The organism is Pasteuria ramosa (genome assembly GCF_056496785.1).
In genome coordinates, this window is the sequence record NZ_CP143099.1 from 882,310 (window position 1) to 900,800 (window position 18,491).

17 protein-coding genes are annotated in these 18,491 nt (G+C 33.2%); 14 read left to right on the plus strand and 3 right to left on the minus strand.

Going from position 1 to position 18,491, the window contains the following annotated elements; translation table 11 throughout:
* Window positions 1-2: 2 nt before the first annotated feature.
* Window positions 3-710 carry a YhcN/YlaJ family sporulation lipoprotein gene (locus VS182_RS03935; RefSeq protein ID WP_479483895.1) on the minus strand — a complete coding sequence of 236 codons (708 nt, stop codon included), beginning with the start codon at window positions 708-710 and terminating at the stop codon, window positions 3-5.
* Window positions 711-836: 126 nt separating this feature from the next.
* Between VS182_RS03935 and VS182_RS03940 the strand changes: the two genes are divergently transcribed.
* The 5 genes from VS182_RS03940 to coaD all read left to right on the plus strand — a co-directional run bounded on the left by VS182_RS03940 (window position 837) and on the right by coaD (window position 3,754).
* Window positions 837-1,157, plus strand: coding sequence for a YutD family protein (locus VS182_RS03940; RefSeq protein ID WP_479483896.1), 321 nt, complete (start codon window positions 837-839; stop codon window positions 1,155-1,157).
* 135 nt (window positions 1,158-1,292) lie between these two features.
* Window positions 1,293-1,649 carry a hypothetical protein gene (locus VS182_RS03945; protein WP_479483897.1) on the plus strand — a complete coding sequence of 119 codons (357 nt, stop codon included), beginning with the start codon at window positions 1,293-1,295 and terminating at the stop codon, window positions 1,647-1,649.
* 35 nt (window positions 1,650-1,684) lie between these two features.
* Entirely contained in the window at window positions 1,685-2,083 is a 399-nt protein-coding gene (locus VS182_RS03950; protein ID WP_479483898.1) for a hypothetical protein, read from the plus strand.
* A 660-nt stretch (window positions 2,084-2,743) separates the two neighbouring features.
* Window positions 2,744-3,265: a 16S rRNA (guanine(966)-N(2))-methyltransferase RsmD gene (rsmD, locus tag VS182_RS03955; protein ID WP_479483899.1), complete on the plus strand. Its 522-nt coding sequence runs from the start codon at window positions 2,744-2,746 to the stop codon at window positions 3,263-3,265.
* Between the two features lie 72 nt (window positions 3,266-3,337).
* The gene (gene coaD, locus VS182_RS03960) at window positions 3,338-3,754 is read left to right on the plus strand and encodes a pantetheine-phosphate adenylyltransferase (protein ID WP_479492789.1); all 417 of its coding nucleotides are present in this window, start codon (window positions 3,338-3,340) and stop codon (window positions 3,752-3,754) included.
* A gap of 60 nt (window positions 3,755-3,814) precedes the next feature.
* Here coaD and VS182_RS03965 read toward each other — a convergent pair whose 3' ends face one another.
* Window positions 3,815-5,029 (minus strand): nucleoside recognition domain-containing protein, encoded by a 1,215-nt coding sequence (locus VS182_RS03965; protein WP_479492315.1) that lies wholly within the window; start codon window positions 5,027-5,029, stop codon window positions 3,815-3,817.
* Between the two features lie 444 nt (window positions 5,030-5,473).
* On the opposite strand from VS182_RS03965, the gene pdhA reads away from it, so the two are divergent.
* The 9 genes from pdhA to VS182_RS04010 all read left to right on the plus strand — a co-directional run bounded on the left by pdhA (window position 5,474) and on the right by VS182_RS04010 (window position 16,746).
* Window positions 5,474-6,544: a pyruvate dehydrogenase (acetyl-transferring) E1 component subunit alpha gene (gene pdhA / locus VS182_RS03970; protein WP_479485143.1), complete on the plus strand. Its 1,071-nt coding sequence runs from the start codon at window positions 5,474-5,476 to the stop codon at window positions 6,542-6,544.
* Between the two features lie 2 nt (window positions 6,545-6,546).
* Window positions 6,547-7,521, plus strand: a complete 975-nt coding sequence (locus VS182_RS03975; protein WP_479492316.1) for an alpha-ketoacid dehydrogenase subunit beta — start codon at window positions 6,547-6,549, stop codon at window positions 7,519-7,521.
* A gap of 139 nt (window positions 7,522-7,660) precedes the next feature.
* Window positions 7,661-8,914, plus strand: a complete 1,254-nt coding sequence (locus VS182_RS03980; RefSeq protein WP_479483903.1) for a dihydrolipoamide acetyltransferase family protein — start codon at window positions 7,661-7,663, stop codon at window positions 8,912-8,914.
* Window positions 8,915-10,333 carry a dihydrolipoyl dehydrogenase gene (gene lpdA / locus VS182_RS03985; RefSeq protein ID WP_479492317.1) on the plus strand — a complete coding sequence of 473 codons (1,419 nt, stop codon included), beginning with the start codon at window positions 8,915-8,917 and terminating at the stop codon, window positions 10,331-10,333.
* Window positions 10,334-10,485: 152 nt separating this feature from the next.
* Window positions 10,486-10,890: an acyl-CoA thioesterase gene (locus VS182_RS03990; protein WP_479492318.1), complete on the plus strand. Its 405-nt coding sequence runs from the start codon at window positions 10,486-10,488 to the stop codon at window positions 10,888-10,890.
* Between the two features lie 298 nt (window positions 10,891-11,188).
* The gene (locus VS182_RS03995) at window positions 11,189-11,584 is read left to right on the plus strand and encodes a DUF309 domain-containing protein (protein WP_479485144.1); all 396 of its coding nucleotides are present in this window, start codon (window positions 11,189-11,191) and stop codon (window positions 11,582-11,584) included.
* Window positions 11,585-12,120: 536 nt separating this feature from the next.
* Window positions 12,121-12,996: a hypothetical protein gene (locus VS182_RS04000; RefSeq protein WP_479483906.1), complete on the plus strand. Its 876-nt coding sequence runs from the start codon at window positions 12,121-12,123 to the stop codon at window positions 12,994-12,996.
* A 329-nt stretch (window positions 12,997-13,325) separates the two neighbouring features.
* Complete coding sequence (gene acnA, locus VS182_RS04005) at window positions 13,326-16,010, plus strand: aconitate hydratase AcnA (RefSeq protein WP_479492319.1); 2,685 nt, start codon at window positions 13,326-13,328, stop codon at window positions 16,008-16,010.
* A 79-nt stretch (window positions 16,011-16,089) separates the two neighbouring features.
* Window positions 16,090-16,746, plus strand: coding sequence for a site-2 protease family protein (locus VS182_RS04010; protein ID WP_479483908.1), 657 nt, complete (start codon window positions 16,090-16,092; stop codon window positions 16,744-16,746).
* 106 nt (window positions 16,747-16,852) lie between these two features.
* On the opposite strand, the gene VS182_RS04015 is transcribed toward VS182_RS04010, so the two are convergent.
* Window positions 16,853-17,653 (minus strand): ATP-binding cassette domain-containing protein, encoded by an 801-nt coding sequence (locus VS182_RS04015; RefSeq protein WP_479483909.1) that lies wholly within the window; start codon window positions 17,651-17,653, stop codon window positions 16,853-16,855.
* Window positions 17,654-18,491 lie beyond the last annotated feature (838 nt).

Consider the following 18,491-nt stretch of genomic DNA (forward strand, 5'->3'; position numbering starts at 1 on the left):
CTTTAATTGTTTTCTTTCTCTAGGATAAATCTTTGTTTTTCGGATGGTATTGCAGGAGAATAAAAATGTGGTGGATTTTTATCGCCTAATTCTCGTAAAGATTTTTCTAACGTATTAGTGGGATCTTCAACACTATTATTACCGTGGATTTTTAAGTATTTAATATCTTTGGTTTTATTCTTAAGATATTTTTCCGGTAAAACCACAATATTGAAATAACGGGGTGTGATATTTTTAATCAAGGTATCAACATTTTCGCTTGTTTCATCGCCCAATGTTTCATTTTCACCTGTCCCGATACCCGCAAAAATATAATCATCTGTTACAATAATTGTATTACTTTCAACCTCATCTATATTTTTGAGTAAATAAGACAAGCCTTCGGCTAATGTTTGTCTATCTATATAAATCAGAGGCATGCTATTACCTTGCGTATTTTTCTCATAAAGTTCGGGGTTATAACTAAAATAACCGATTTGATTTTGCCCTGGACTTTTTTCAGGATTTTTTTCTTTATTATTACCGTTATCAAAACGTGAAGGTCTGTCAGATAATTGATATAAGGGTATTTTTGCATTTTGCCCTTCATTTTGATTGGGTAGAGGATTGCAACGGTTGCAACCTGTCAGAGAAATTGCTATTAGGCTATAAATGGTTATGATACTATAATATAGTTTTTTTTTGATTCGCTTATTATTTTGTTGGTGCAAATAATGTACCCTCCTTCCTAGGCACAGTTTATCCTAATAAGACAAAAGTCTGCCTGGCATGTTATGTATTTTAATTATTTTTTAATAATCTTTTTCATAATTTATCCGAAGAATGGAAGTTAGAAAATGCGAGCATCTATTCGTTTGCACGGTATTTTATATTATTTGATTGCAGAAAATAGCTCGGGATGGAAACCGGATGTTTTTCGTAAATGTTTTTGTAATGTATTACATAAGTATGACTATATTGTTGGTGACTGGGGATACGGTCAACTTCGTTTAAAGGGCTTTTTTGCTGATTATAGACATAGATATTGGAAAGGCGAACGTTTTAAAAACATTCAAGACTATTTATTCGAATTTTGTAATTTCGGATGCCCATATTTTGTACTTAAAAGAATACAATGGAATGGCAAGCATATTTCTCAATCTTCCACTAGGATATAGTGTTTTCATAGCTTGGGATTTACCATTTTGTTATTTTGTTTACAAATAATCATAAAAAATTATTTGACATATTTTGAACATTTAAATGCGAGGATGAATAAAGTGCATCATTAACTGTATTTAGGGGGCTAAATATTGTCTAGATTAGCTGTATATAAATCGATCGTAGATGCACTTAACGATATTATCAAACGACGCGTTATTACTGTTTCTGGTTTTCAAACCCTCCTACAGGAATGTTTACACGTAAGAACAGTTCATGGTAGTAAAGGTCTTATGCATTTTGCTAAAGGGATACCTTGTCGATTTCTATCTCCATTGGAGATAGCTTTATTTCAACATGACGAGCGTTTTTTAACCCTGTCTACTAAGTTGGTTCATCTGCTTTATGAAGAAGGCATTATTAGTTTTCGTGAATCGCGTATTCTTTATCGTGTTCTGACCTCTAAAATGCCAAAGAAAGCTAATGGTAAACTACGCTTACGTTGGTAAATTTTTATTTTTTCTCATAAACGAGGAGGATTTTGATGTCTAAAATTAGACGTGATCTGTCCATAAAAAATCCTAGAGATCAAGAATTACGAGCTCTTATCCGTGAGGAAGTAATCGATCAATTAAATAAATATGGCTTAATACCGCCTAGTGATGATTCTTTTTCCAAACGTTCGGATAATTCATGGTTGTCTCCTTTTGAAGATGAGCTAGAAAATATACCAAAAGATGATTATTTATATTCTTCAACGCGATCATCGATATCATTTCAAGAAGAAGAAAAAAAGACCAAAAAAAAGAAAAATTTACCGGTTGTACCATCTTTGCGCAAAAAAGTGAAAACGGTTTCACCTAAGCCTAAAATTAAAACGCCTAAAATAGTGACAAGTTCACGTAAAGATAAAATGCGGCCTAAACGGCCTTTAATGTCTTAATTTTAAACACCAAGCTTTTTGAATAGCTGGTGTTTTTTCTTTATGTTTTTGTTTTGTTTTTTTGTTTTCTTTTCTTTTATAAAAATAACAGGTTAATGTGCCTCTTCCATAAAAGGCTTTTTTGCATAAATTGCTATATAAAATAAACAAATATATATTTATTTTTATTTAAATTTATATAATTTTTATCTATATGATTTGGATATAGACATTTCATATATTTAAATTTAGGGGGTTTTGTGATTATGGCGGAGGCACCAAAAGATATGGCCATAAATGATGTGAATAAGACGTCAAATGATGATTTGCCTACCACGAATCAAATTAGAAAGAATAATGTTAATTTTGCTGAAAAAAAAGAATATGCAGCCAAAGGTAAAGCTTCGCTGAGAGATTTAAGTGAGGTTAATTCAATGGAGGAAAATAAAAGAAGATATCCACCTCATGGTTGTGGGCATATACCTTTTCTTTCTTTGCCATTGAGACGACGAGGTCGAGGTTATCGTTCTTATCATAATGGTAATAGATTATTAAACATTTCTAATGTTAATAAATTAGATTGGCTTTTAATGTTGCTCTATGCTACGATAATCAACGATAGTGAAATGCCATTTAGTAGGAGGGGTGCGTATCCGCATCGTAGCCGGTATCGCCAAGGGTATGCGCCTCCGTTGCCCGCCCCGCGTGCGCCCTACATCCGATCGAGTCAAAGAAGCACTCTTTCAGATGATTGGTCCCTTTTTCAACAGTGGCGACGCGCTAGATCTTTGCGCCGGAAGTGGAGCCCTAGGTTTGGAGGCATTAAGCAGAGGTATATCAAGGGTAGTATTTATTGAGCGAGATCCTTTGGTATATCGTGTTTTAAAAGATAATATTCAATATGTTAAATTTTCTGACAAAGCTAAGATTTATTGCAAAGATGCTAAACATGTTTTTCCTCTTCTAAACAAATTAAATAAGCAGTTTACTTTTATTTTTATGGATCCACCTTATAAATCTGATTTATCCTTAATCTTACTTAAGAGAATCGCCGATAGTTTTTTATTAGCATCCAAAGGTCAGTTAATTGTTGAGCATTTACATACGATGACTTTGCCACATCAAATAAATACCTTAAGCATATACAAAAGCCGTTCCTATGGTTTAACACAGATTACCATTTATCAAAATGATCTTGATTAAGGAGAATCATAATTGCAGATTGCCATTTATCCAGGTAGTTTTGATCCTATTACATATGGTCATATAGATATTATGGTTCGAGGATCGCAGATATTTCCTAAACTTATTGTAGCGATACTCATTAACAGTGTTAAGAAACCGCTCTTTTCGGTCGAAGAACGTATGCAAATGATTAAAGAGACCACAGCTAAATTAGTAGATGTTGAGGTTGACAGTTTTGATGGCTTACTTGTCGATTATGTACGTCGTAAAAAAGCTAATGTTATCTTAAGAGGGTTAAGAGCGACATCTGATTTTGAATATGAACTACAAATTTCTGCGCTTAATCGTAAAATTGGTCCGGAAATTGAAACGCTTTTTTTAATGAGTGATAGTCGGCATTCATATATAAGTTCTGGGATGGTTAAGGAAGTGGCCCAGCATGGAGCACCGCTTGAAGCATTAGTACCTGATTATGTTTCTTTTATGTTGAAAAAAAAATTCCCTTAATTTATTATGAAAGGGAATTTCGTAATGCAGGACATTTAATGTTATGTCCTGCATTTTATTTTACATTTTATACTTTTTTATTTTGTTCAAATTGTATTTTTGGAATATCCAGATAATAAAAAATATTATAATAAATATGTGGCTAGGTCTTATATAACTAGACAGCACAACGCTAGTCATTAATACCGGAATATCAGTTATATATTGCGTAAGCGGTTGTACTAGAATAAAAGTTATTATTGATGACAAAACAGCATGTACTAATCTTGCTAAAAAGTATTTAGAGTAACGCAAATCGGTTTTAGAGATAAAACTTGCTATCTGCATGTGGATGCATATGCCTCCGAAAGCTGCAATGCCTGAAATTATCATTAATTTTATAAAAAGTTGTAAGTTTTGTTCTGTTATTAATTGGCTTCCTAAAGTTGCTTCTATTATACCTGTAATTGTCGCGCCTATTATTTTGGTATTTTCTGCCCAAAAAGGGATATTTTTTAGATAATCATTTATCGAGGTTAGTAATTGTAGTTGGCTTATGATATTTATTAATGAGGAAAACGAAATAATAAATCCTAACAATAGAAACATATTTTGCATTGCTTTATCAATAGATTCTCTTACCGTGATATTCCAGGGTTTTTGATCGATTATTTGATTGATGGTACTGGTCATTTCTTTACTTTTACTTATATTGCTGATTTGACTAAAATTTTTATTATTGTTTTTATTATTATTGTTTTTATTATTATTGTTTTTATTATTAAAATCAAAAACTTTGTATATAATGCGTAAAAAAATCATAAGGCATATATTGCCTAAATGATGTGCTGATATAATAAGCCAAGCTAGATCAGCGCGTTGCAAAAAACCTGTGGCAATGGCGCCACTTAGAAAAATAGGGCTCATGGTGCAACCGGTCATTAAGATGCGTTCTCCTTCATGACGCGAAATAAGATTATTCTTCCTTAGATGAGCAGCTATAATAGCTCCAGTTGGATTACCAGCTAACCAACCTAAAATACATGCGAGTTGTCCTTGGGACGAAATATTTAATAATGGCTGCATGATAGGTGTGACTAATTTACCTATTTTATTCAACATTCCCGTTCTGAGCATAAATTCGGTTATTAACATAAAAGGAAACAAAGATGGCATCACGATTTGCCACCATATATTCATGCCCCTTTTTGCACCTACAATGGCTGATTGTGGATCAATTATAATATTTAATAATAATAGAATTAATAAAATATTTAAAATTATATTTTTAACCAATCATTATCCTCCGGAAATATCTTTTAAATTTTGCTCACAATTAATATTGTCCTAAATAGCTAGATCAGTATTTTTTGCACAATATTGCAACTTACGATCATAAGGTCTAAAATGATGGCGGAGATGGTTTGTTTAACCTTGGATACAATATATGCTTTTTGGATTAAATTTAGGCATTTTTCAGCTAGCGCTTTTTTGTATCTTTTGTTTTTTATAGTTTATTTTATTTAAGTAGTTATAATATGATTTTTAATCCAAAACTTTGGTTCTCAGGAATATTTTTTTATATAAAAAGATTTGGATTTTTGCTATGATTGGTAGCTCATTTTTTGCTTTTTATTCTGTGGAATATTCATTATTTTGATTTTTAATTTAGATGACTTTTATTATGCGTGAGGTGGAAACGTGCACAAGAAAGATAAGTTAAAGAGTGAGCGCGAACAAATGGCTTATATTAGGATCCATCCGGTTAAACCTTTTACTATCCTAGATGAAAACGGACAACTATTGACAACTGATTTACCTTTAACCGACGATGAGATGCGGTTGCTTATGCAAAGAATGGTTTTTGTACGAGCGTGGGATAAACTTGCTGTTGCTTTATCAATCCAGCGTGAGATAGGTTTTTATGCGCCTGTATCGGGTCAAGAAGCTACGATGGTAGCAAGTCAATATGCTTTAAAAAAACAAGATTGGATTTTACCTGGCTATCGAGATTTCCCACAATTATATTTCCATGGATATAAAATGTATCAAGCGTTCCTCTGGTCTGCGGGCCATCAACATGGGGGACAAATACCTGATGATTTAAATATTTTAATGCCACAGATTATTATTGGAGCTCAGTTTGTACAAGCAATTGGCGTGGCTATGGGTATTAAATTACGCAAAGAACTTGATCGTGTTGTTGTTACTTATACAGGTGATGGTGGCACCTCTCAAGGTGATTTTTATGAAGCTTTGAATTTCGCCGGTGTATATAATTTGCCAATTGTATTTATTGTACAAAACAATCACTATGCTATTTCGACACCTGTAAGTAAACAAACCTCCGCGGCAACTTTGGCTCAGAAAGGTATTGCTGCGGGTATTCCTTGTATGCAGGTAGATGGTATGGATGCCTTAGCTGTTTATAAAGCTGTTGCTGATGCACGTGAACGAGCTATTTCAGATCGTAAACCGACCTTGATTGAAATGTTAAATTATCGTATTGGACCTCATTCGATGTCAGGTGACGATACAAAACGTTATCGTACGGATGACGATGTTTCGCCTTACAATCAAAAAGAACCTTTAATAAGGATGCGTAATTATCTTACACAAAAACAACTTTGGTCCCAAGATGAAGAAGAAACAATAATGCAAAAAGCGAAACAAGAAGTTACAGAAGCATTGAAACAGGCTAAGGAATATCCTCCGATGGAAATTGCTCAGTTGATAAATGCGATGTATGATCAACCAACTTATAGCCTCAAAGAACAGCAACAATGGTTTTTGGAAGCAGAGGAGGTTTAAAAATGGAAAGAATCACGATGGTTAAAGCTTTAAATAGTGCGCTTAATATTGCTTTATCTGAGGATGAAAATGTTGTCCTATTTGGTGAAGATGTAGGTAGAAATGGTGGTGTTTATCGCGTTAGTGATGGTCTCCAAAAACAATTTGGTGAAGACCGCGTGTTCGATACGCCTTTAGCTGAATCAGGTATCTGTGGAATGGCGGTTGGATTAGGTATCCAAGGATTCCATCCTGTAGCAGAAATTCAATTTATCGGCTTTATCTTTGAAGCACTTGATTCCATCATCGCCCAAGCCGCTAGAATGCGTTATCGGTCAGGAGGTAAGTATACTTGTCCCATTGTTTTTCGTGCACCCTATGGCGCTGGGATTAAATCCCCAGAATTGCATAGTGATAGCTTAGAAGGTCTTTTAACGCAAACACCAGGTCTGAAGGTCGTAGTACCTTCAAACCCTTATGATGCCAAAGGTTTATTACTAGCTGCAATTCAAGACCCTGACCCTGTGTTTTTTCTTGAACATATCAAACTCTACTTTTCCAAAGGCGAAGTACCGCATAACCGGTATACCATCCCTCTAGGTAAAGCTCATGTTGTATCTGAAGGAACTGATATAACATTTATCGCTTATGGCGCCATGGTCAATATGGCGAAATCAGCTGTTGATGTTTTAGCAGAAAAAGGTATCTCTGCGGAATTAATTGATTTGCGCACCTTATCTCCATTAGACATAGAAACCATTTTAACATCAGTACACAAAACAGGCCGTGCGATTGTCATCCAAGAAGCACAGCAGATGGCAGGCATTGCCTCCTATGTTATAGCTCAGATACAAGAAAAAGCGATTTTGTCATTAAATGCCCCGGTCTTAAGCGTTACGGCTCCGGATACAATTCTTGCTTTTCCCATGATTGAAGCTGAATGGTTACCATCAGTGGAACGTATTTTAGCCACAGCACATAAAGTTTTGGCTTTTTAAATGCATACCGATAATTTTTATTTGGTAATAAATAAAAATAATGATTTAATAAATTTATAAATATATCTCTATATATAAAATTATCTATCTTTTAAGCATATATAATTTAAAAAAACTAAGATGTTAGGAGGTGATGGTTTTGGCTTATGAATTCAAGCTACCTGATATAGGTGAAGGATTACAGGAGGCTGAAGTTGTCAAGATACATGCTTGTGAGCAGGCCAAAATCGATATTTTTGCACCATTTATGGAAGTGCAGACCGATAAAGCGATCGTTGAAATACCATCACCCGTATCAGGTGTGGTAAAAACATTGTACATTAAGGAAGGACAAGTTGTTCCTGTGCACAGTTTGGTGGCTATTATCGAAGAGGAAGGAAAAGAAGCACATAATTCTATAGATATTTCAGTTGATATTTCACCAACGACTTGTGAGATTGCACCTCCGATTGAGAACATAACGCGTGTATCAGACGTGAAGAAAAATGTTATTGGTATTCAAGCCATGCCTTCTGTGCGGCAGCTAGCACGTCGTTTAGGCGTTGATTTAACTAGTATAGAAGGCACGGGTAGAAGTGGACGTATTTTAGCTTCAGATGTCGAAAGATCGGTACATGATAAAGATACGGTTAAGGAACAGACTGTCCATCATAAAACAGCTTTATCCGAAAATATATCGATAGAACCAGTGGCCCTTATAGATGGTGAAATCGAACGTAGACCTTTAAAGGGCATTCGGAAAGTTATTGCACGGCGCATGGTTGAAAGTAAACAAATGATACCACATGTTACCCTAATGGATGAATGGGATGTAGAAGAACTATTTTCTTTACGTAAAGAACTGCAATCATTGTCCGGTCTGAAAATAACTTATTTACCTTTCTTTATGAAAGCGGCCCTTACAGCTTTGCGTACATTTCCATTATTTAATTCTATGATTCAAAATGATGAAATCATAACTTATAAAAAGGAAAACATCGGCATTGCCGTGGCTACAGAGCAAGGACTAATGGTACCTGTCATTAAAAATGTTGCTACAAAAACCTTGACAGAACTTGCGCATGAAATACGTCAAGTCACCGAAAAAGCGCGTGAAATGAAATTGGCAGCTAACGATTTAAGCGGAGGTACGTTTACTATTACCAGCTTAGGCAACATCGGCGGTAGTTTTTTTACACCGATCATCGCTTATCCTGAAGTGTCAATTTTAGGTATTGGTGCTATTAAGGATAAACCGGTTGCTGTTGATCATAAAGTTGTCATTCGTAAACAGATACCGATAAGTTTAAGCTTTGATCATCGTTTAATTGATGGTGATATAGCAGCACTTTTTCTCATGCACATTAAAGAGCGTATTGAGCGGCCGAAAAGATTGATTATGGAGATGAGATAAATGGTAGTAGGTGATATTGCCCACGACGTAGATTTACTCGTTATCGGTGCAGGACCTGGTGGGTATGTTGCAGCAATTAAAGCAGCGCAATTAGGTCGGAAAGTCGTTATTGTTGATCGTGCGGTTGGTGATAAAGGAAAAGCTTTATTGGGCGGTGTTTGTTTACATAGGGGTTGTATTCCATCTAAAGCATTGATTAGTGCATCCAAACACTATGAACATATTAAAGAATCTGCTAAATTCGGCTTTGGTGTACCGAATAATATACCAATTGATTGGCAAAAACTCTTGCATTGGAAAGATGAACTTATTAACCGTTTGACTCAAGGGATTTATAGTTTGCTTAAAAAACATAAAATTGAAATCGTCACCGGTGACGTCAGATTTATAAACAAGAAATCAGTGGTCGTTGTCGGGGATGAAGCAGGTCAAACTTATAATTTTCGCCAAGCCATTGTTGCTACAGGATCGCGACCGATAGCTATCCCTACCTTGCCATTTAAACCGGGAGGGCGGATTATTTCCTCAACAGAAGCACTGAACTTACCTGATTTACCTAAAAGTTTAGTTATTATCGGCGGAGGATATATAGGACTAGAATTAGGCACTGCTTATCAAAAATTTGGGACGAAAGTTACTATTTTAGAAGGGTCAAACACCTTATTGCCTGGTGTAGATTCCAAACTTGTTGATATAGTACACAAATGTTTTATCGAAAAAGGTGGTCAAATTGTTTTAAACGCATATGTTGAACGCGGTATCGCTCAGAGTGATAACGTCCAAATATTTGCTAAAGTTACTGGTGAAACCAGGACATATGAGGCTGAATACGGCTTAGTTGCTGTTGGGCGGATACCTAATACCGATGAAATATATTTGAAGAGTGCTGGTATTGAGGTTGATGATAAAGGTTTTATTAAAACAAACAACCAATGTCTAACAACAAACCCTTATGTATATGCTATAGGTGATTGTACCCAAGGACCACTTTTAGCGCATAAGGCTAGTTTTGAAGCAAAAATTGCCGTAGATGCTGCTTGTAAAATTGAAGCGAATAAAGATAGGATCGCTGCTATGCCTTATGTCATTTTCAGTGATCCAGAAATCGCCTACACAGGATTAACTGCTGTTGAAGCTAAAAAAGCACAATTTTCACCAGAAATAGCTCGATATCCTTTTTCTGCTAATGGTAGGGCTTTATCCATGCAACAACCTATGGGATTTGTACAATTAGTCTTTGATCAAAAGACGAAACAAATCTTAGGGGCGCAAATGGTTGGTTATAATGTTTCTGAGCTTTTACCTATAACTGTATTTGGTATTGAGATGGGAGCTGTATTGGACGAATTTAAACTAATTGTTTTTCCCCATCCAACATTATCAGAAGTTATACAAGAAGCTGCTGAAACAGTTTTTTAAAGAGCATAAAAGGAGGGGTTATCCCCTCCTTTTTATTACAATAAAATTTATAAAATTAACAAATAATAAATTCCTAAAAATTATAAATATAAATTTATGATGATTTATTTAGTTTTTAAGATATTATTTTTTCATAAATAAAGGAGATATATATGTTTTTTTCACATACCATTCCTTTATCAGATCTTGATCACATGGGTCATGTGAATCATGCCAAATATTTGAACTATCTGGAAAAAGCAAGAGGGATGTGGTTTGAAAAGCAATGTAATTTAACAGCCGATAAATTTACTTATTTGGGTGTAGGTATTGTTGTAGTGCGTTTGACGATAAATTATTATCACGAACTATTTGCTAAGCAGAATATTAAAATATTTACTTATCCTTTAAAAAAAGGCAATGCTAGCTTTATGCTTAAACAACAAATTTTTGATCATGAACATAAAATGATTTCCGAAGCTGAACTTACCTTAGTTTTATTAGATCTTAAATTTCGTCGTGCGATAAGCTTATTACCCGAAGTTGCAGCTGAATTTTTGGATAAATCAGACATATAATCTGAATTTAACAGACAATTTAGCTGGCAGCATATTTATTTTTGAATTTTCTTGTCTTTAAATTTATTTATTTTTTTATGTACAATTTGAAGCTGATAGTTATTTTTGTTACAATTTTTTTGTTATAATGTCAAATAAAACAAATAATATTTTGAGATCTATTTTATAAATTTATTCTACTGATTTACATATAATTTTTCGTTTATGATCTTTCTGACAATTGATAGAATAGATTTGCTTAATGTTATCTTAAAACATAAAAATTTACGTATGGAGAGGGGTAAATTCATTGCCATATATGCCATTATATACTGAGTTTATTTTTCATTTCAATCACACAAAAGATTATTTTGAATGTCATGAATTATTAGAAAAATTATGGTTAGAAACTGCCCGAGATATTTATTACCATGGTTTGCTTCAAGTTGCTGTTGGTTTATATCATCATAGAAATGAAAATATAGGAGGAGCAAAGAAATTATTTTCTTCTGCCTTGGATAAATTATCTCTTTACCACGAAGAACACTTTAGGGGAATTAATTTGCGTAATTTTAAATATTTATCATTGGAATACAAAGATAATTTATATCGTTTTGAGAATGAATTTAAATTCACCCCTTTTTTGATTGATATTACCGATACTACTTTAGATGCGCTAGTTAAAAAATATGTTCAAGGGCATATTAAACCTTAAAATATAAAAAAATATATAAAAATTATTTAATTTTTATATATTTTAACAAACCGACTATACAGTATTGATCCTATATTTAATTTTTTTATACATAGAGAGGCTATATTGTTTGGATCAATCTAAAGTATCAAAGAATAAAAAAACGCGCAACAGTTTATCTGTAATTTTTTTTTATAAATAAATTATTCCAAATACTTAATTAGTGTAAATTTTATTTGATATTTTGAATTTCAAAAAATGAACATCAAAAGATATAGAATATATTGTAATGTATTGCTATAAACAAATCCTTATATATAAGATTTTTTTGTTACAAATAAGCTATTAGTCAATTCGTTTTCATCCTTTTTTGGCATTTTCTCATTTGATTAGAATATCAAAAAATGCTACAATTCGTTTTATAGTATCTTAAAAATAATATTTTTTATATTATCTTTAGAATTTAACAAAAATATTCCAATTGTATATTTATAAAAAAAATTTATTATTTATTATTTTAAATGTTAGTTCTAATAAATTCGTATCAAATAGGAGGTATGAGTATGTATTTAACGACAACAGATAGGGTTTATTTATATAATTCTAAAAACATTTTTTTATATATGCTTTTTTGGTTTCTCATGTCTGGGTGTTTATATTTATCTCCTGCTAATATTTTAAATAATTTTAAAGATACGCGCCTTGTGCATTTTATTATTTTTCCGACACGCGAAGATTGTGAAATTTCTTATGCTATTGAGCCACCTAGATTATTAGGTGTAGGATATAATCCAGGAGATAAAGCGTTAAATGCGATTGTTTTAGGCTTCGTAAGTCCTATTCTCTTTAGAAGACGTTTTCGTCAAGAACAAGAAAAGCTTATTTCTTTTGAAAGTAATAAAGAAGTTCGTAGTGCTCTCAGGATGTTGTATAAAGAATTAGAACTTAATATGGATCATTGTTTACATGCCAAAGAAGGTTTTATCGAGGCTTTAACCAGTGTTGCTCGTAGGTGGTCTAATCGTTTTACCCGTACTTATAACGATAGTTTACGTTTTCGTGTTCTTGATTTCTATGCATTGTTTAGACATGCACAACTAGCAAATTGCGTTCATTATCGTTCGATATGGAATTATATTCAGCAGTCTTTGTTAATTGAGCGAAAACACAAAAAATATCTTCGACAAAGAGCTATCTTTCGTACCGTTATGATCTATGAAATTCAATTTTCATCACTTCAGGAAAAAAGCGAAGATTGGTCTGATGTCCATGCTTCTAATTGCTTATCGCATCACTTTTTTGGGATACCATATCTTATGCTTAGTGAAAAATCGCGCGAACAAGTTGATTATTATGTATGCATTCTGGAAAAATATTGGTGCGAGTATGTAGAAAATGATAGATTACGTGTAGTGGCACCTTATCTAGCTTAGATCATTATTTCATCTTCATATTTATTAAATCATTTCATCTTAATATTATTATATTAATTTATAAATTTTGCAGCAATGGTATTATTGGCATAATATTTAAAATTTAATTCTTATTTTCTTTTAAAAATTCACGAGGTAATAGTTGATGTTATCTAAATTGGACTGTTACAATTGATGATGTGTTTGTTTTTTCTTTCTTAAATTGCAGAACGCTGATTAGCAGCGCAAATATTTTTTATACAAGTTTTTCGGTTCATTTTTGCTTAGTAGTGATGTTTTTATATTTTTGCTTAAATTTGTTTTAAATTGAAGGAGATGTCACATTATATATGGATTTTTTGTTTTCGGAAAAAACGTTAACGATCGGTTGTAAAACATATAAATATTATGATTTAGAAACGATTGCCGATTATATGGGCTATGATTTAAATAAGTTACCTTATGCATTACGTATTTTGCTGGAAGCTATAGCTAGACAATGTGATGGTAAAGTTATTACTAAAGAACACGTTAGACGTCTATTTAATAAGCAAGATGTTGGAAAAGAGATCGCTTTTCATCCGGCTCGTATTATCTTACAAGACTTTACTGGGGTGCCTTCTGTGGTCGATTTAGCCGCACTGCGTTCAGCTGTACATCGTAAAGGGGGTAATCCGGAAGATGTCAATCCTGCTATCCCTGTTGATTTAGTTATTGATCACTCTGTCATGGTAGATCGCGCTGGATTAGCTGATGCTTTAGCTTTCAATGTAGACAAAGAGTTCTCTCGTAATGAAGAACGTTACCGTTTGTTGCGCTGGTCTGCAGAATCTTTTAAAAACTTTCGCGTAGTACCGCCGTCCGCAGGTATTGTTCATCAAGTTAATCTCGAGTATTTATCACAAGTGGTGAGGGTAAAAGAGATAGGTAATAAAACGATTTTAATTCCCGATTCATTAGTTGGTACTGATTCACACACAACAATGATCAATGGACTTGGTGTTGTTGGATGGGGTGTTGGTGGTATCGAAGCTGAAGCATGTATGTTAGGTCATCCTTTATTTTTAGGTATGCCAGAAGTGGTTGGTTTGCGTTTATCAGGCAAATTAGCTACAGGTGCAACCGCAACTGATTTAGCTTTAACTGTTACGAATTTTTTACGTGGAGAGAATGTTGTTGGGAAATTTGTTGAGTTTTATGGCTCAGGATTGCAAGATCTTAGCTTAGCTGATCGTGCTACAATTGCCAATATGGCACCGGAATATGGTGCAACGGTAGGCTTCTTTCCGGTCGATGATGAAGCGATTAATTATTTAAGAAATACAGGGCGCTCTTTTGAACATGTTGATATAGTAGATCGCTATTGTCGTGCACAAAAGCTATTTTGCAGTACAGATTCTCCTGAGCCTGAATATACGACTAATTTGCATTTAAATCTATCTGATATTGTACCTAGTCTAGCTGGTCCTAAACGTCCACAAGACCTTGTACCTTTAACTGAAATGAAAAAATCGTGGAGAATTGTTTCAGAAAAAGCAACTACAGAGGGTGGATTTGCTTTAGATAAGGCTAAGATTAAACAAGAAGTTTCCATTGAATTGAATAAGAAGCCGGTAAAATTAAAAAATGGTTCAGTTGTTATCGCTGCTATTACCAGCTGCACAAATACGAGCAATCCTGCTGTTATGTTAGGTGCTGGTCTTTTAGCGCAGAAGGCAGTTTCTAAGGGTTTGCAAGTTCCATTATATGTAAAATGTAGTCTTACACCTGGTTCTCGTGTTGTAACATCATATTTGCATAAAACACATCTATTGTCGCACCTTGAAAAGTTAGGTTTTTATTTAGCGGGCTATGGCTGTGCAACGTGTATTGGTAATAGTGGTCCCTTGCATCAAAAAATTGAACAGGCCATTATCGATGAAGAATTAACTGTCGTATCTGTACTTTCTGGTAATCGTAACTTTGAAGGACGTATTCATCCGCTTGTCAAAGCGAATTATTTGGCTTCACCTTTATTAGTTGTTGCTTATGCTTTGGCTGGGACAATAGATATTGACTTTAAAACGGATCCTATTGGATATGATGAGAAAAATAAACCTGTTTATTTAAAAGATATTTGGCCATGTTCAGATGAAATTAGATCTATAATGGCAGAAGCTATTGATTCTAAGCAATTTTCGGATCAATATGAAAAAATATTTACATCTAATGAACGTTGGAATAAATTAACCACCCCTAAGGGATTACTCTATGAATGGAATGAACATTCCACATATATTCAGGAACCACCTTTTTTTACTTCAGATGACGCTGCTAAAGAAAGCAACAAATCAATTGATGATGCTCATATTTTAGCAATTTTGGGTGATTCCGTGACGACAGATCATATTTCACCTGCGGGTAGTATTCCTTTAAATAGCCCTGCTGGTAAATATTTGCAATCACAAGGTGTCCCTGCAGCTGAATTTAACTCTTATGGTTCACGTCGTGGTAATGATCGCGTTATGGTTCGTGGTACATTCGCTAATGTTCGCATAAGGAATCAAATGGTTCCAGGTACAGAAGGTGGATATACGCTTTACATGCCTACAGATGAAGTTACGACTATCTATGAAGCGGCTATGCGTTATCGCGAACGAGGTGTTCCTTTAGTTGTAATTGCGGGTAAGGAATATGGTACAGGTAGTTCACGTGATTGGGCGGCCAAAGGTACTAATTTACTAGGTATACGTGCTGTAATAGCGCATAGTTTTGAACGTATTCATCGGAGTAACCTTGTTGGTATGGGCGTAATGCCATTGCAATTTTTGTCTGAAGAATTACCTAAGAAAAAGCTTAAAGGCAATGAAAAATTATCAATTCCTTCTGTGCCAAAACAATTCGCAACTAGACAACATTTATCTGTTATTGTAAAAGAAGATGATGGTTTAACATGGTCATTTAATGTTTTATTACGTTTAGATAGTGAAATTGAGTTTGAATATTATCTTGCTGGCGGTATTTTACCCACAGTTTTACGGAAAATGTTAAATTAGATTTTACTAAGCAGTTTGAACATAAATAGCCACAAAGAACAATCCAAGAGTTTTCTTTTAGAAGGAGAGGTGTGGCTTTATGGATTGGTTTTCTGATTTATATACTAGTGTTTTGGGATCTTTTGATATTTTAATTTATAAAATAATTTCTTTTGTTGTAGCTATCGTTATTCATGAATTTGCACATGTTTTTGTAGCATATCAGCTAGGAGATTCGACAGCTCGTGACCAAGGTAGGTTAAGTTTAAATCCGGCGCGCCATTTAACAATTTTTGGTACATTGATGATTCTTTTGATTGGATTAGGCTGGGCAAAACCTGTTCCTGTTGACAGTAGTCGTATGCATTCACCTCGCTTAGGTAGTATTTCAGTTAGTTTAGCTGGACCTTTAAGCAATTTTATTATGGCTGCCATAGCGTGTTTTTTAATTCCCTTTTTTGCGACTAACATTGAGATGCAAAAGATGCTTTATATATTCGCCAGTATTAATAGCATATTATTTGTTTTTAATTTATTACCTATACCACCCCTTGATGGGTACCGTGTAATTGAAGTTTTCTTACCAAGGGCAGCTAGGCGTGTTCTTGATCCCATACTCCCTTTTGTGGGTATCATGATTTTCATTATGTTTTTTACCGTTAAAGAAGCAAAAGACTTTTTAATAGATATACAAACACATGTTTTATCTTCAATTTTTGAAAAAGTTTCACCTCTTGCAGATGCTTTAAGGAACTAATAAAGATCATTAATTATTTTTTACAGATATTTTATAGTTCATTTTTGCGTTTGATTATTGTTAAAGTAAAATCTTTAGAAATTCATTTCCAAATATTTTAGCTATACTATTTGCTATTACAAGCTATTTTTGTATGATGATAGTACCAAGATTTTAAGTTGCCTCCAGGGATAGAAGAAATCAAATCTTTTTTGTCTCCTTGGGATGAACATATACCTTGATCAAGCAAAATTAAATAATCTGCTTGTTCGGCTAATAGTAGATCATAGGTCGTAGATAGTACTGTTATGCTGTTTTTCGGCCTTCTCTTTAGAGCTTCATTCAATAATTGTCTACCTACAGCATCTAAGTTGTACGATGGTTCCTCAAGTAGCCAAAAAGTAGGTTCTAAGATCATAGCGTAGACGATCATGAAGCGCTTCCATATTTGTCCCATAAGTGTATAAGCAGGTTGATGTCGATAGCTATGCAAACCAAAACGAGTCATTTCTTTTCGACATAATAAATAAGGATTCTTAATTTTTTTCATTTGTGCTGTATGTAAGAGGATATTTTCGATCTTTTGGGATGAAGACAAACGACCTCTTATAGGTAGATAGCTCAAATGTTGATAGAGATGAAGTAATTTTTTATCATTTGAACATTCATTTTTTTTGCCCCAAATAAATGGTTCATCTAAGATGCCGTTATACATTATTTTTCCTGAATTTGGTTTGTTTTCTAATGCTGTCCATCTTATAAGTGTTGATTTACCAGCTCCATAGTTTCCTAACAAGACTGTAATTCCTGGAAGGGCCTGACTTGATAATTTCAAGTTTGTTTTTTTTGTTTTCTGACTAGATTCTTCTTTTGTTTTGGTATTATTTATAATGGGTCCTTTTACCTGTAACCACACAATAGAAAGCATGTTTATAAACCCTCCTTCTTAGTTGACAGTGTTTGGTCAACCGGGCTATAGCATGCAGTGCAGATTTTGCCAAATCCAATTTGATGATACATAAAATATTTAAATAGGTATTTAAGCTAGTAGCATCTTTTAAAAAAATACAAAAAAAGAATAAATAAAAAAATACAAAAAAAGAATATAAAAAAGAACGCAAAATAATTAAATTAGTGCAATTTTTTTGTTTTTTTATATTAGCTATAACTTAATTTTTTGTTTACTGATGTTGATGTTTTTGTTTTTTTTTTTTGTGATAAAAAATGTTTTTTATTTATTTAACTTTTTTATCGTGCAACTTCGTAGTATCATATAAGGATATTATTAGAGGGTTTATTGATTGTTCAATAATTTATATTCTATCACTTGTTTTTGCTATCAATAAAGGGGAACAGTTTTTGCGTATTTGTCTTTTTTAAAACATATATGTTTTTTGTTTTTTCTCATTAAGTTAAAAGGCATCTTTAAATAATTGAAATATTATTTATTTTTATTGTTGATATATTTTGATTTTTTAACTTGATGTTACATTTATTTCCTCGATTTTTATTTTTGACGCTTGCTATACTTTAAGCTTTATTTCTAGGTTAATAAGTTAATTTATATGTTATTTTGGTTTTCAATTTAGCTATCTTTGGTTTTCCATTCATTGGTTTTCCGCTCATCTATTTTTTTTATTATTAATTTAATTATTTATTCATCATTAATGATTAGAAAATTTTTATATTTCTTTTAATATTGTGTTGTTTTTTTAATTTTCTAGTTTATTTTGGTATAAGGAATATTAATAGGTTATAATTTTTGG